This is a genomic window from Tropicimonas aquimaris (genome assembly GCF_042676185.1).
In the GTDB taxonomy this organism is placed as follows: Bacteria; Pseudomonadota; Alphaproteobacteria; order Rhodobacterales; family Rhodobacteraceae; genus Tropicimonas; species Tropicimonas aquimaris.
Map to the genome: position 1 here is coordinate 103,377 of NZ_JBHTJT010000032.1, position 14,460 is coordinate 117,836.

General features: G+C 64.1%; 15 protein-coding genes and 2 pseudogenes. 5 read left to right on the plus strand and 12 right to left on the minus strand.

What is annotated here, in order from left to right; all coding sequences use genetic code 11:
• Positions 1-112: 112 nt before the first annotated feature.
• The 5 genes from ACFQ2S_RS15700 to ACFQ2S_RS15720 form a co-directional block, all read right to left on the minus strand.
• Positions 113-358, minus strand: coding sequence for a MoaD/ThiS family protein (locus ACFQ2S_RS15700; RefSeq protein WP_386075868.1), 246 nt, complete (start codon positions 356-358; stop codon positions 113-115).
• Positions 351-2,591: a xanthine dehydrogenase family protein molybdopterin-binding subunit gene (locus tag ACFQ2S_RS15705; protein ID WP_386075870.1), complete on the minus strand. Its 2,241-nt coding sequence runs from the start codon at positions 2,589-2,591 to the stop codon at positions 351-353. The genes ACFQ2S_RS15700 and ACFQ2S_RS15705 overlap by 8 nt, the downstream gene beginning before the upstream one ends.
• On the minus strand, positions 2,591-3,073 hold the full coding sequence (locus ACFQ2S_RS15710; protein WP_386075871.1) for a (2Fe-2S)-binding protein: 483 nt from the start codon (positions 3,071-3,073) through the stop codon (positions 2,591-2,593). The genes ACFQ2S_RS15705 and ACFQ2S_RS15710 overlap by 1 nt, the downstream gene beginning before the upstream one ends.
• Positions 3,070-3,933 (minus strand): FAD binding domain-containing protein, encoded by an 864-nt coding sequence (locus ACFQ2S_RS15715; RefSeq protein ID WP_386075872.1) that lies wholly within the window; start codon positions 3,931-3,933, stop codon positions 3,070-3,072. The genes ACFQ2S_RS15710 and ACFQ2S_RS15715 overlap by 4 nt, the downstream gene beginning before the upstream one ends.
• A gap of 134 nt (positions 3,934-4,067) precedes the next feature.
• Positions 4,068-4,844 (minus strand): helix-turn-helix transcriptional regulator, encoded by a 777-nt coding sequence (locus ACFQ2S_RS15720; RefSeq protein ID WP_386075874.1) that lies wholly within the window; start codon positions 4,842-4,844, stop codon positions 4,068-4,070.
• Positions 4,845-4,992: 148 nt separating this feature from the next.
• On the opposite strand from ACFQ2S_RS15720, the gene ACFQ2S_RS15725 reads away from it, so the two are divergent.
• The 5 genes from ACFQ2S_RS15725 to ACFQ2S_RS15745 are packed head-to-tail and all read left to right on the plus strand — an operon-like array spanning position 4,993 to position 9,793.
• Positions 4,993-6,093: an ABC transporter ATP-binding protein gene (locus ACFQ2S_RS15725; protein ID WP_386075875.1), complete on the plus strand. Its 1,101-nt coding sequence runs from the start codon at positions 4,993-4,995 to the stop codon at positions 6,091-6,093.
• A 35-nt stretch (positions 6,094-6,128) separates the two neighbouring features.
• Positions 6,129-7,292, plus strand: coding sequence for an ABC transporter substrate-binding protein (locus ACFQ2S_RS15730; RefSeq protein ID WP_386075876.1), 1,164 nt, complete (start codon positions 6,129-6,131; stop codon positions 7,290-7,292).
• Positions 7,293-7,327: 35 nt separating this feature from the next.
• A complete protein-coding gene (locus tag ACFQ2S_RS15735) occupies positions 7,328-8,179 on the plus strand; it encodes an ABC transporter permease (RefSeq protein WP_386075878.1) in 852 nt (283 codons plus the stop codon).
• A gap of 7 nt (positions 8,180-8,186) precedes the next feature.
• A complete protein-coding gene (locus ACFQ2S_RS15740; RefSeq protein ID WP_386075880.1) occupies positions 8,187-9,005 on the plus strand; it encodes an ABC transporter permease in 819 nt (272 codons plus the stop codon).
• A gap of 29 nt (positions 9,006-9,034) precedes the next feature.
• Positions 9,035-9,793 carry an SDR family NAD(P)-dependent oxidoreductase gene (locus tag ACFQ2S_RS15745; protein ID WP_386075882.1) on the plus strand — a complete coding sequence of 253 codons (759 nt, stop codon included), beginning with the start codon at positions 9,035-9,037 and terminating at the stop codon, positions 9,791-9,793.
• A gap of 197 nt (positions 9,794-9,990) precedes the next feature.
• Here the strand turns inward: ACFQ2S_RS15745 and ACFQ2S_RS15750 are convergent, their stop codons facing one another.
• The 7 genes and pseudogenes from ACFQ2S_RS15750 to ACFQ2S_RS15775 form a co-directional block, all read right to left on the minus strand.
• Positions 9,991-10,380, minus strand: a complete 390-nt coding sequence (locus tag ACFQ2S_RS15750; RefSeq protein WP_386075883.1) for an OsmC family protein — start codon at positions 10,378-10,380, stop codon at positions 9,991-9,993.
• 42 nt (positions 10,381-10,422) lie between these two features.
• A complete protein-coding gene (locus ACFQ2S_RS15755) occupies positions 10,423-11,712 on the minus strand; it encodes a TRAP transporter large permease (protein WP_386075884.1) in 1,290 nt (429 codons plus the stop codon).
• Between the two features lie 3 nt (positions 11,713-11,715).
• Positions 11,716-12,246, minus strand: coding sequence for a TRAP transporter small permease (locus tag ACFQ2S_RS15760; protein WP_386075886.1), 531 nt, complete (start codon positions 12,244-12,246; stop codon positions 11,716-11,718).
• A gap of 17 nt (positions 12,247-12,263) precedes the next feature.
• The gene (dctP, locus tag ACFQ2S_RS15765) at positions 12,264-13,274 is read right to left on the minus strand and encodes a TRAP transporter substrate-binding protein DctP (protein WP_386075888.1); all 1,011 of its coding nucleotides are present in this window, start codon (positions 13,272-13,274) and stop codon (positions 12,264-12,266) included.
• 192 nt (positions 13,275-13,466) lie between these two features.
• On the minus strand, positions 13,467-13,874 hold the full coding sequence (locus tag ACFQ2S_RS24825) for a hypothetical protein (protein WP_449369418.1): 408 nt from the start codon (positions 13,872-13,874) through the stop codon (positions 13,467-13,469).
• A 15-nt stretch (positions 13,875-13,889) separates the two neighbouring features.
• Positions 13,890-14,300 (minus strand): annotated as a pseudogene (locus tag ACFQ2S_RS24830) (N-alpha-acetyl diaminobutyric acid deacetylase DoeB); the annotation flags it as partial.
• Between the two features lie 3 nt (positions 14,301-14,303).
• Positions 14,304-14,447, minus strand: a pseudogene (locus tag ACFQ2S_RS15775) (DDE-type integrase/transposase/recombinase); the annotation flags it as partial.
• Positions 14,448-14,460 lie beyond the last annotated feature (13 nt).

Genomic DNA, 14,460 nt, shown 5'->3' on the forward strand with positions numbered 1-14,460 from the left:
CCCTCGACGCAAGGCCGTTGCGCCATGTGCGGGTGACGGTTGACGAAGGCCGTTCCCAGCCACAGCGTGGCCGCCCTTCAAGGCAGGGCAACGTGGCGAAGCTGCCCTGTGCCTAGCCGCCCTTGATGCGCTGCAGCAGGAAGACCTCGCTGTCCGGCGCTACCGCTTCGTTCAGTCCACCGGTCACGATACGGCCGTCGATGGCCACCGAAACCCCGGCTGAGATCGCCGGTTCGAGGCCCGGATAGGCTGCAACGAGCCCCGCCAGCATTTCCCGGACAGTCCCGGCGTCGACCTCCACCCGGTCACGCCCATCGGCGAGGGGACGAAGGCCGGACCAGAGGTTGACCTCAACCATGGGAACGGATCGCCGCAAGGATGCGCGGCGGCGTCATGGGCAGACATCTCAGGCGCACGCCGGCCGCACCGGCGACAGCATTGGCGATCGCCGGAAGCGGCGGTGTGATCCCGGTTTCGCCGACACCGCGAACACCGTAGGGATGGCCAGGGTTCGGTACCTCCACGATCACGGTGTCGATCATCGGAAGATCTGACGCGACGGGGATGCGATAATCCAGGAAGACCGGATTCTGCAGCCGTCCATTAGCTCCGTAGATGTACTCCTCGTTGAGCGCCCAGCCGATGCCCTGCGCGGCGCCTCCCTGGAACTGACCTTCGACATAGGCCGGGTGAATGGCCTTGCCCGCGTCCTGAACCACCGTGTAGCGCAGAACCGTCGTTCGCCCGGTCTCCGGATCAACCTCGACGTCAACGATATGGGTTCCGAAGCTCGGACCATGGCCGTTGGGTGTGGCCTCGAAATGACCGGAGATCGGCCCCCCGGTCTCGCCCATTTCCGCCGCGATCTCGGCAATCGACATCGGCGGAAACTGCCCGGCATTGGGCCCCGAAGGCCTCGCGCGCCCGTCCTCCCAGACGACGGCCTCCGGATCTATCCCCCACTTGTCCGCCGCGCGGCGGCAGAGCTTGCGGGCGATCTCGCGGGCGGCCTCGATCGTTGCCAGCCCACTGGCGTAGGTTGCGCGGCTCCCATGTGTCGGCTCGTTGACGCCAAGCGCACCCGTATCGACGACGTTGCAGCGCACGTTCTCGTAGGGAACCCCGAGCGCTTCGGCCGCCATCAGCGAGATCGAAGCGCGGGATCCACCAATGTCGGGCGTACCGACGCTGACCTGCACGGTTCCATCTTCCGACACCGCCATCGACACGGAAGTTTCCCCGCCCCAGTTGAACCAGTAGCCCGAGGCCACGCCGCGCCCCTGGTTCGGACCAAGCGGGGCGCTGTAGTGCGGGTGCGCCCTGGCCGCTTCGAGCGTTTCCACCAGGCCAATTCGCTGAAACGTCGGTCCGTAGCTCGATCGGCTACCTTCCTTGACCGCATTCCTCAGGCGAACCTCGAGAGGATCGAGGTTCATGCGGCGACAGAGCTCGTCGATGGCGCTTTCCGCGGCAAAGGCCCCCATCGGCGCACCGGGTGCCCGGTAGGCCGCCTGTTTCGGGCGGTTGGTGATTACGTCATAACCCAGCTCGTACACGGCAGGGATCTCGTAGCAGGCAAAGGCGCATTGCATGGTTTCCGGCGTCGGTGCGCCGGGGAAGGCGCCCCCTTGCAGCCGGAAGGTCCCCTGCGCCGCGGTAATCGTGCCGTTGCGCTTCATGCCGATCCTGATGTCCATCGAGGCCGAGGCCGTCGGGCCCGTGGCCCGCAGAACTTCGGAGCGAGACATCACGATCTTCACCGGCCTGCCCGCCTTGCGCGACAGCGCCAGCGCCACCGGATCGATGAAGACGGTCGTCTTGCCGCCGAAACCGCCACCGATCTCGGACGGGGTCACGCGCAGCTGACTTGTCTCAAGCCCCAGAACCGACGCGCACATGCGGCGCACGAACCAATGCCCCTGCGTGCAGCACCACAGCTCGCCCTTGCCGTCGGACCCAAGCTGCGCGAGGCAGGCGTGCGGCTCGATATATCCCTGGTGGGTGGCTTCGGTCCGGTAGCTCTCCTCCAGAATCTCGTCGGCTGCGGCAAAGCCGGCCTCGATATCGCCGTGGCCGAATTCGTAGCGGCGCGCGACATTCGGGTGCATCCCTTCCGGGACGGAGTAATCCGCCACGCCCTCGCGGATCACCGGCGCACCAGGCTCCATCGCCGCGTCCACGTCGGTGACATGGGGGAGCGGCTCGTAGTCCACCTCGATCAGCTTGGCCGCGTCGCGGGCGATGAGCTGCGACGTCGCGGCCACGGCCGCCACCGCGTGCCCATCGTAGAGTGCCTTTTCCCCCGCCATCACGTTTTCCTGCAGGTTCCAGTCCTCGCCGGTCAGGCCCGTGGGAAAATCGGCGCGGGTGACCACGGCCTTCACGCCCTTGAGAGCCAGCGCCTTGCTGGCGTCGATCTTCAGGATCCTCGCGTGGGCGTGCGGGGAACGGACGATGACGCCGTGGAGCATGCCGGGCGCATAGGCGTCGGCGCCATAGCGAGCACGCCCCGTGACCTTGTCGAGACCATCCGGACGGTCCGGGGTCGTCCCGATATAGGTGAACCTCTGCTTTCGATCGTCGAGCGCCATCACGCGTCCTCCCGCATCTCGGCGGCCGCGTCGAGCACGGCGCGCACGATCTTGTCGTAGCCGGTGCATCGGCACAGGTTTCCCGCCAGCCAGTAACGTACCTCGGTCTCGGTCGGGTCCGGATTGCGTTCCAGCAGGGCCTTGGCAGCGACCAGGATTCCCGGGGTGCAGATCCCGCATTGCAGCGCGGCATGCTCGATGAACTTGCGCTGCAGCGGGTGCAGGGTCTCGCCGTCGGGGGCGATGCCTTCGACGGTGCCGATCTGCCGCCCCTGCGCTTCGGCTGCAAGCACGAGGCAAGCGCAGACGAGACGTCCATCCAGCGTCACAGAACAGGCGCCGCAGTCGCCGGTGCCGCAGCCCTCCTTGGCGCCGGTCAGCCCGACCCGGTCGCGCAGGGCATCCAGAAGCGTCTCGCGGCTGTCGCAGAGGAATTCGACCTCGTCGCCGTTCACTGAAGTCGTTACGTGGATTGTGCTCATCTTGCGCCCCCCGCGCGATCGTAGGCCGTGCGCGCGACGCGCCGTGCAAGTACGCCTGCCACATGGGTGCGGAACTCGATCGTTCCGCGCTTGTCGTCGATCGGCTTGCAGGCGGCCGAGGCGGCTTCGGCGAGGGCTGCGAGGGCCCGTCCGTCCAGCCTTCTGCCGACCAGCGCCGCAGCGGCCTCCGGCACCAGCAGCGCCGTCGGCGCAACCGCCCCAAGAGCCACCCGCGCTTCAGTGATGACCTCGCCATCACGCCGCAGGTTCACCGCCACGCCCACGACGGCAATGTCCATTTCGGTGCGAGGGATGAAACGTTCATAGGCATCGCCGCCCCCTGAACCGCGCGGCGGCAGGTGGATCGTCACGACCACCTCGCCCTTATCAAGGCAGGTCCTTCCCGGGCCCGTGGGAATGGATTCGACCGCGATGCGGCGGGTCCCATTCGGCCCGAGGAGCGTGACGCTCGCACCGGCTGCGATCATGCCGGGCACCGAGTCCGCCGCCGGCGAGCCGTTGCAGAGGTTGCCGGCGAGAGTCGCGCGCCCCTGCACCTGTGTCGAGCCGACGAGTGCCATGCCCTCCACAACACCGGGCCAATCGGCGCACAGCGCGGCATTTTCCGCCATGACCGCGCTTGGAACCGCCGCGCCGATGATCCAGCCTCCGTCGTCCGTGCGGGTGATCTCGCCGCTTTCGGGGATGTGCTTGATGTCGATCAGGTCGTCGGGTTCGACGACATCGGACCGCATCTGCACCAGCACGTCGGTGCCGCCGGCGAGAAACCTGGTCGTTCCGGGCGCCTGGGCGGCGATGGCCGATGCTTCTTCGAAACTTATTGGCGTATGATATCGCATTGCTTCTCCCGTCGTCTGGCTGATGCGCGCGACACCCGTCTGCGGGTCAGTGGACACTAGTTCCGGCAGAGGTCGATTCCAACACCCTTCGAACGAGGCCCCAGCCGCCTCGTGCCTTGAACGCCAGACGGCGATCAGGCGACGATCTCGTCGATGAACTTGGAGAACAGCTCCCCTTGCGAGTTGATCCTCAGTTTCGCGTAGATGTTGCGCCGATGAATGCGCACCGTTCCCGGGGAAATACCGAGAATCGTGCCGACAGCATCCGCCGAATGCCCCTTGAGGGTGTATTCGACCACCTCGCGCTCCCGCGGCGTCAGTGTTCCTTCGCCAAAAGTCTGGAACGCCTGGTCCACGCTTTCCCTGTCCGGCGGCGGAAGATGCATCGTCTCGCCGAACCAGTTCGGATACTCCGCCCAGTGTTTCCGGCACATCGCCCCGATCAGCGGCCAGAGTGCACGAAGGTGGCGGACTTCCTTGGCCGAGAACGGTTTTTCAGCCCGCATCAGCGACACGACAACGACAGCGACGGAGGGGACATCAATGAAATACCCGATCTCCTCGGCAAGACCGGTCTGCACGTAGTAACTGCGAAAATACTCGCCCTGATAGAACCGGTCCGGAGCGATGTCGCGCATCCTGTAGAGCCCCGGAGCAATCGGCTTGGTCGCAGCCAGAAAGAACGGATCGAGCACGTAAGGGCCCGCCTGATAGTCCTCCACGAAGATGCGTCGCTTGTTTCTGGGAAAATCGTCGAATAGGTCGATCGGCGCCTTGCTGCCCGCGTAGCCGAACACCACCGTGTAGTCGAAGGGAGCGACCGTCCGGAGCGAGGCCGCCAGTTGTGACGGAAACTCAGCCGTCCCGATGCTGGCCACGATGCGCCCGGCCTCTTCCACCCATTCGTACATGCGCGCCTCCTGACTATGCACAACGGCATATCAAAAACGTGGTATATACACCAATTCTACAATCTGATTAGTTTTTCTTGTTTGGATGGTATGCCTGCGAGTGCCAAAAAAACAAGCAAATGGAATATGGCAGCATATGAGTTTCGATATGAGCGAAACTGTGCAGTCCATTGCCGAACTCCGGAACGTGACCAAGACGTACGGTGAAGTGGTGGCCGCCAGCGACCTGAACCTGTCCATTGGGAAGGGAGAGTTCCTGTCTTTCCTCGGTCCCTCGGGATGCGGCAAGACGACAGCGCTTCGATTGCTGGCCGGGTTCGAGTCGCCCACGGCGGGCCAGGTCCTGATCGACGGGCAGGTCGTCAACGACCTCGAAGCGCACCGGCGGCCGGTCAACATGGTGTTCCAGCACTATGCCCTGTTTCCCCACCTGAACGTCTTCGACAACATCGCCTACGGCCTGCGGCAGCGGCGACCGCGCCCGGGCCGGCAGGTCATCTACGAAAAGGTCGAACGCGCCTTGGCCACCGTGCGGCTGGAAGGGTACGGGTCTCGTAGGATCTGGGAAATGTCCGGCGGGCAGCAGCAGCGCGTGGCCCTGGCCCGCGCCATCGTGAACGAGCCCAAGGTTCTGCTGCTGGACGAACCGATGGCGGCGCTCGACCGCAAGTTGCGCAAGGAGATGCAGATCGAACTGCAGACGCTTCAGCGCCAGCTGGGCATCACCTTCGTTCTGGTCACCCACGACCAGGAAGAGGCCCTGTCGATGTCCGACCGGGTCTGTGTGATGGACGGCGGCCGGATCGTCCAGGTGGGCTCCCCGCGCGATCTCTATGACACGCCGCGAAGCCGGTACGTGGCAGGGTTCGTCGGCACGTCCAATTTCTTCGACGCAACCGTCACCGATGCCTCTCCGAAGCACATCACCGTGCGCATGGCCAGCGGGCAGCAACTTCACGGAACGCCCGAGATCCCGATCGAGCGCGGGCAGGAGGTATGCGTCAGCATTCGTCCGGAGCAGATTGCCCTGACACGGGCGACGCCCCCGGCGGAAATGGTGCTTCCGGTCACGATCCGGAACCGGATCTTTCTTGGCGAACACACCGAATACCTCGCCCGAAACGAAGCACTCGGAGATTTCCTGGTGCTCGTGCCGCGGCAGGCGGAATTGAACGAGGGAACGTTCAATGAGGGTGAGCAGGCCTTTGTCTCCTGGGACGAAGCTTCCCTGCTGATCCTGGAAAAATGAAAATCCCGAACTCCTGCAACAGAGAGAGGTTCAAGATGACAAAGGACAACGAAACGATCTCCAAGAAGCGTTTCATTGAGGAACTGCGCCGCTACCAGAAGGGATCCGTAACGCGTCGGCACTTCCTCGGCGTGACCGGACTCGGCATGGCGACCGCCGTTCTGGGCAGCGCGGTGCCCGGCCTGCGCCCGCGCCCGGCCTTCGCGGCCAGCGACATCGGTGACCGCGTGATCCTCGCTACCTGGCCCAACTACCACGACGAGATGAACTTCGAGGCGTTCACCGAAGCGACGGGAGCGTACGTCCAGGTCAACGTCTTTGGCTCGAACGAGGAGATGCTGGCCAAACTGCAGGCCGGCGGATCGGGATGGGACGTCTTCGTGCCGACCAACTACACGATCACCACCTATGTGGGCGAAGACCTGATCATCCCGCTCGACACCGCGAAACTGCCGAACTACGACGACGGCTCTTTCGAACAGCGCTTCTCGGACGCTGGCTCGGTCGATGGCACGCTTTACGCCGTGCCCAAGAACTGGGGCACCACCGGCTTCGCGGTGAACACCAGCAAGCTTGACGGCGCGCCGACGCCGACGACCTGGAAGGAGTTCTGGGACCTGACCATGGCGGGTTTCTCCGGCCGCACGATGGTTCACGACTACCAGCTCACCACCATCGGCAACGCACTGAAATACTTTGACTATTCCTTCAACTCGGTGGACCCCAACGAGCTGGCGGATGCCGAGAAGCTGCTGCTTGACGCAAAGCCGCACCTCTTCGCGATCTCGTCGGACTACCAGCCGCCGATGCGTAGCGGCGATGCTTGGATGACGATGTGCTGGACGGGCGACGGAAAGCAGCTGAACGTCGACATGCCCGAGATCGCCTTCGTCCTGGGCAAGGAAGGCGGCGAGCTCTGGTCGGACTACTACGCCATCCCGAAGGGCGCGCCGCACATGGACGCCGCCTACGCGCTGATAGACTTCCTGTTGAACCCGGAGGTCAACGCGAAGGAAGTGCTGGCCCACGGCTATCCCTCGGCCGATGCCCGCACGAATGCGCTGCTGCCGAAGGAACTGCTGGAAGATCCGATCCTTTATCCCGCGGCCGAACTGCTCGACGCGCTGGAATTCGGCGCGGCGGCGACGCTGACCGATCCGAACCGGGCCGAACTGCTCGCCCGCTTCAAGTCGGCCTGAGACCGGCCAACACCTGACGAGGGGATGAAGACCGCATGACTCAGAAGGCCAGGAACGGGTTCCTGCTGGCGCCGGCCGGTCTGTGGCTGCTGGTAATGCTGGTCCTGCCACTGACCGTGGTCTTCATCTTCTCGTTCGGCGAGCGTGGCGCGGCCGGCGGGTACGTTCCCGCGCTCACAATCGAGCAATATGCCAAACTTCCGGCGCGCTGGACCGCGTTCAAGAATACCCTCATCCTCGCGCCGCTCGGAACGCTTGCGGCGCTCCTGATCGCCTACCCTCTCGCCTACTTCCTAGCGGTGCGCTGCGCTCCGAAGTGGCGCACCTCGCTGCTGATCCTGGTGATCGTGCCGTTCTGGACCTCGATCCTGATCCGGTCCTACGCTTGGATCTTCATTCTTGGCGGCCGCGGCATTCCCGCGCTTCTGGCCTCGATCGGGATCGACGACGTCCGACTCATCAACACGCCCTTCGCGGTGCTGGTCGGCATTGTCTACGGCTACCTGCCGCTCATGGTCTTCCCCATCTTCGTAAGCCTCGACAAGCTCGACAAGCGGCTGCTGGAGGCCTCCGACGACCTCGGATCGACGCCCTGGCGCACTTTCCTCCAGGTCACGCTACCACTGTCGATCCCCGGCATCGCGACCGGCTGCATGCTGGTCTTCATCCTGCTCATGGGCGAGTTCCTGATCCCGGCAATCCTGGGGGGCGGAAAGGTCTTCTTCGTCGGCAATGCCCTGGTGGACCTCTTCCTACAGTCGCGCAACTGGGCCTACGGCTCGGCGGTGGCCATGACACTGGTGATCATCATGCTGATCACCGTCACACTCTACATGAGATTCATCTCGCGCCTGGGCGGCCAGCGCGACGATGTTTCCCTGATGTGAGGCCCCGATGCGTATCTACGCCCTCTGCGTCTATCTCTTCCTTTATGTCCCGATCGGCGTGATCGCGCTGTTCAGCTTCAACGCCGGTCGGCATGCCAGCGAGTTCACCGGCTTCTCGACCCAGTGGTATGGCAAGGCACTGAGCAATCCCTTCGTGATGGATGCGCTCGAAACGAGCCTGATCGCCGCCTTCGTGACGGCCTGCCTCGCCTCGGTTTTCGGAACCATGGCTGCGATTGCCCTTCAGGGCGTGACCGGGTGGCTCCGCACAGTCTTCGATGCGCTGATCTACATCGCCGTGATGATCCCCGGCATCGTCATCGGCATCGCCACGCTTGTCGCACTGGTGACGGTGTTCGGCTGGTTCAACCCGATGATAGCCAGCCTGTGGCCCGAGGGCGCACAGCCGCCCCAGTTGTCGATGGGCATGGGAACGCTGATCGCCGCTCACACGATGTTCACCATGGCTCTGGTGATCATCATAGTCCGCGCGCGCGTCTCGGGCATGGATCGTTCGCTGATGGAGGCATCGGCGGATCTGTTTGCAACCCCGTGGGGAACCTTTCGGCAGGTGACCCTGCCACTGATCGCCCCGGGGATCCTCGCCGGTTTCCTGCTGAGCTTCACGTTTTCCTTTGACGATTTCATCATCGCGTTCTTCGTTGCCGGATCGGAGACCACGCTGCCGATCTACATCTTCTCGTCGATCCGGCGCGGCGTGACCCCGGAGATCAATGCAATCGGAACGATGGTGATGGCGGCCTCGCTGCTGCTGCTTGTGGCCGCCCAGGCCCTTCTGCAGCGGGGCACGAGAAAGCCGGACTAGAACGAACAATGACGACGGAGACGCCAAACATGCGGCTTTCATCCAAGGTCGCGCTCGTGACGGGCGCGGGATCGGGCATTGGCAGGGCGGGCGCCATCGCAATGGCGCGGGAAGGCGCCCGGGTCATCGTCACCGACCGCGATGGCGAACTGGCGCGCAGGGCCGCGGACGAGATCTCGGCGGCCGGCGGAGCCGCCGGCGCGCGACAGCTCGACGTGACCGAGGACGACGCGCTTGCCGCAGCCATCGATGCTGCCGCGCGGGAGTTCGGGCGCCTCGATATCCTGCACTCCCATGCCGGACTTCAGGTGGAAGGCACCCTGGAAGAGGTCGATGTTGCGGGGATGGATGCCTCCTGGGCCGTCAACGTCCGGGCGCATTTCATCGCGGCGCGGGCGGCGGTTCCGCACATGAAGGCCCAGGGCGGCGGCAGCATTATCGTGACCGCCTCCAACTCCGGCGTCCAGTACGACCGGGGCATGATCGCCTACGCCACGACCAAGCACGCCGCCGTCGCGATGGTGCGACAGATGGCGGCCGATTACGCGGCGCACGCCATCCGGTTCAATGCACTCTGCCCCGGTTTCGTCGACACGCCCTTCAACGCCGGGTTCGAGAAACAGATGGGCGGACGAGAGGAACTGGAACGTTACGTGCGGACCGCGATCCCCATGGGACGCTGGGCTTCGGTCGAGGAGATCGCAATGGGCATCGTCTACCTCGCCTGCGATGAATCCGCGTTCATGACCGGTCAGGCCTTTGTCATCGACGGTGGCGAATTCCTTTAGAGGCATCCGCAAGGGACCTGCGGGCAAGCTTATGTCTGCACACCTTTGACGCGGGTGCACTACAGGCCCGTCCGGTTTTCTCGGGCAGGGTCCGGTTCGTGCCGTCGAAGACTTGGGGCACCGCCCGGCCTGATTTCAACTCTTCTGCAACCGACTCGCTCGCGGCATGCAACGCCCGCGCGGGATGTCAGCGTGGCTCAGGGCGTGGTCAGGAGCACGATGTCGCCGTTCACGGAGTTGCTGATGGTACAGATGGATTTCGCGCGCTTCGCGATATCCGCCCGAAGATCCGGATCCTCCGCCAGTCCTTCACTGACCCGGATCTCGTAGGCGCCGAAATGGCTCGGCGGCTCCGCCGCCTTGGTAGCCCTCACTTCGACGTGGAAGGCGCCGGGATGGAAGTTGTCCCGACCGGCGACGATCCCGATCGACAGGACCATGCAACTCCCGATCGCGGCCAGAAGTGTCTCCGCGGGCTTCTCCGACGGAGGATGAAGCTGATCGATGGCCCCGCTGCCGACACCGAAGCGCAGTGCTCCGTCATCGGCCATTCTCACGAAAACAGGCCCGTATGTTGCGGGTTTCATTCTGATTGCCATGGGTTCAGCGCGCCCTTTGCTCAAACATCTTCAGAAAACCAGGTCCGGCAGGAACAAGGCAACCTGCGGGAACAGGGTGAGGATCACCACTGCAAGCAGCAGCAGCAGCCAATAAGGTACGGTGGCGATTGCAGCCCGCCCCAGGCTCACCTCGTTCTCGGTGATCGCCGCCAGCACCGAGAGGTTGAGCCCTACCGGCGGCGTGACCTGCCCGATCTCGATCATGATGGTGATGATGACGCCGATCCAGATGGGATCGAAGCCAAAACCGGTGAGCAGCGGAAAGACGATGGGCAGCGTCATGATCATCAGGGACAGCCCGTCGAAGACGCAGCCCAGCAGTACATAGATGGCGACGATGAGAAAGAATATGGAGTATTTTCCGAGGCCGCTGTCACGGGTGGTTTCGAGGATCGCCTGCGGAACACCGAGAATGCTGACCGATTTCGCCAGGATCGTCGCCCCCAGAACCACGAATCCGATGGCAGCAAACATCAGGGCGGAATGAAACACGCTCGACGCAAGGGACTGCAGGCTCAGGTTCCCCCAGAACCAGGAGATCACGATCGCCACGACCACGCCGACGCCCGCGGCCTCCGTCGGCGTGGCCCAGCCGAAGACAATGCTTCCCATGACGGCAAAGAGAAGAAGAAGGATCGGCCAGACCTGGAACAATCCCAAAAGAACCTGTGCTGGCCGGAAGCTTTCTCCGGACCGCGGAGCGATCCCGGGGCGCCAGAGGCTGAGACCGAAGATGTAGATCATGAACAGGACGCTGACCATCAGCCCGGGAACGATCCCGGACAGGAACAGGCGGCCGATCGAGGTCTCCGTGAGCGCCCCGAAAATCAACAGAGACAGGCTTGGAGGGATCAGAAGACCCAAGGTGCCGCCGCCGGCCAGGCTGCCGACCACCACGTCCTTGTCATACCCGCGCTTCACCATTTCCGGATAGGCCACCGCGCCAACCGCGGCGGCGGTGGACATCGACGAGCCGCTCACCGCGCCGAACAGCGTGCAGACTGCAATATTGGTGTGCAGGAGGCCGCCCGGAACCTTGTCGAAGACCGGACGGAATGCCGAATAGGCACGCTCGCTGACACCGCTGCGCAGCAGGATCTCGCCCAACAGGATGAACATCGGCACGGCGCTCAAGGTGAAGGACTTGAAGACATTCCAGATCGCGTCCACGGCCAGCGATGTCGCGCCGCCACCGTAGACCTGCAGTATGACCAACCCCGTGAGGCCGAGCGCCGCCCCCAGCGCAACGCCGGTGGCAGCGGTGCCGACGAGGATTCCGATCAGGGTTGTCCAGAACATCGTTCAGGTCTCTCCCGCCGAAGACCGCCGCCCCCAGAGCCCCGCGATGCGATCCATGAGTTGCCACAGGAAAATCAAGCCGGTCAGGCCGATGGAAACCGGAAGCGACATCAACCACGGCGCGAGCAGAACCCTCGACGTCTCGGTCCTGAGATTCCGCTTCAGGGCGAACTCGATCCAGGGAATGGCTTCCACGAAGAGCCAGATGCAGCAGGTTAGGCCGACGCCCGCGGCGAGGATGGACAGGACGGCGTCGGCGGTCGTGTGGCGATCCTCGAGGAAATTGGCCAGTATCGAGACCCGCACATGCCGGGCCTGAAGGGTCACGAGCGGCAGGCCGAGAAAGAGGCAGGCGCTCATCAGCAGCCCCACGACCTCCTCGGTGAAATGCAGTGGCGCATTCACCAGCCGGCGCATGAGGACGCTGACGACGATCAGTCCGACAATGGCCGCAAGGCCGAGGGCCGACAATCCGGCACAGGCGAGTGCCAGGTATTCCAGCCCCCGCCTCACGATTCCGCGTCCGGTTTTCATCTGGTGCGCCGGACCGCCTACCGCCCGATGGCGTCGAGAACGCGCTGGCGGTACTCGGGCGCAGAACCGCCGGCCTCCTCGGCCAGCATCTTCCAGGTTTCCGAGACCGCTTCGAGGAAGACCGCACGGTCTTCTTCGGGGAAGTCCTCCAGCCAGGTCACACCGGCCTCCACTGCCTTTGCCCGGGCCTCGAGTTCGCTCTGGTGGTCATCCTCGTAGGAATTGGTGCGATCCCAGATCGCCTCACCAGCGGCGGTAATCGCCGCCCGGTGTTCTTCAGGCAATGCGTTCCACTTTTCCTCCGACACACCAAGCACATACGGGCTGGTCGCCATCGGGTAGAGATAGGCGCCGTATTTTGCCACTTCCTGGAGCGAGACCGTATGTGCGTAGAGCGCCGGATAGACGGCGCAATCCACCACTCCGGTTTTCAGTGCGACATACATCTCTTCCTGGGGAATGATCTGTGCCGAGATACCGAGCCGGGTGAAGGTCTCGACCTGATCGCGCGCCCAGACCCGGAGCTTCTTGCCCCGCAGGTCTTCCAGTGTTCGGATCGGCTCGTTCGCACACCAGATCGACGCTTCAAGCATCGGAAGCGCAACGAAGCCGGTCGATACGACGCCCCAATCCGCGAACTCCTCGGTGTAGATGTCCCGAACGACCGGCAGGGCGGCCTCCAGTTCCTCCAGGTCACCGATGGAGCCTTGCACCAGCACGGAACTCAGTGCCGGCGCGTCGCGGCCGAGGTAGTTGGCCCAGACGAGGCTCATGTCGACAACTCCGTTCGGAAGAAACCGAAGGGCGTCGGTGTTCTCCAGGCCCAGCGAACCGCCGCTGAAAACCTTGACCGTGAACTCACCGTCCGTCGCTGCGGCGATGTCTTCGGCCCACTGGTTCAGTTCGGCGGTCTCCGGCCGGGTTTCCGGCAGGGGGTTGTTGAAACGCCATTCCGTTGCTTCTGCGGCGACCGCCGCAAACCCGGAACCGGCCAAACCGACTACGAGCGCGCGCGCAAGATGGTTCATGTTCACCTCCTCTGTCTACTGACCGAACAAGACCGGAAATCCGATCGAGTGTCACGCGAGATAATGCATGACGGCATGGATCCTCACGCCCGATTGGTCGCGCCGAAGGTGCCGCCCACGGCATCCGGGGTGCCCCTGCCACGCGCGTCGTGACGTCAACTAGGGTTGCTCCGGGATCGCCTGGCGAGCCCATCATCCCGCGGAAACAGCCCCGGTATCGTCGATGTCCACCCCGGACGCGATCACGGCAACGCAATCACCGCACTGCACGAGTCCGGGGAAATGCCGGGCGGCAAGCAGGCCGTCGCGGTTGGCGGCACTCTCGACCAGCGCCACTCCGGTCCGGTCGACCGGCCAGACCTGCGCAATCGGCCGGCCGGCGACAACCTCGTCGCCGAGATCGCAAAGCGGATGGATCAGCCCCTCGACGGTGGCGAAATGAAAGCAGGCGTCATCCTGCATCGCGAGCATCTGGCTGCCGCCGTCGGTCTCCACCTCCCCCGCCAGGATCCCGTTGTGACGCAGCAGGTTCTTGCCGCCGCGGATGGCGATGGCGGCCGAGCGCGCCGTCGCTGTTCCGCCGCCACCAAGCTCGGTCATCACAAAGACCTTGCCCTAGGACTCGACCGCGGTGTCGAACATGCCGACGGCGTCGATCTCCAGCATCATCGTGCTGTAGGGCGCGCCGAATGCCTCGACGCCGTCGACGCAGGCCGCCTGCTGCGCGGCGGCGTCGAGGTAGTGCGTCGCCGCGTAGGGCAGGAAATCCAGGGTCTTTCCGCCTGAGTGATAGTCCAGCACCACGTCCGGCATCGGAACCAGCACATTGTTGAAAAAGTTGGCGATCTTCTGGGAGACCGTGCCATCCGCACGGCCTGGAAAGGCCCTGTTCAGGTTGATGTTGTCGATCGGACTGACCCGCGTGCCGGCCCTGAAGGCGGGATAGTTCATGTAGGGCACGATCAAGACACGACCTGTCACGTCGGCCGGCTCGATCTCCCAGGCGACTTGCTGCAGCGCGATCGGCCCCTCGTATTCGTGGTCAACGGCGCGCCAGAGGTAGTGTCGATCACCGTTGATCCTCACGAAAATCTCGTCGAGGTGCCATCGCCACCGGCTGGATCGCATGCCCTCGATACGGCGTTTCCGGATCTCGTAGGCGAACATCGTCCCGGGAGGTGTCCGA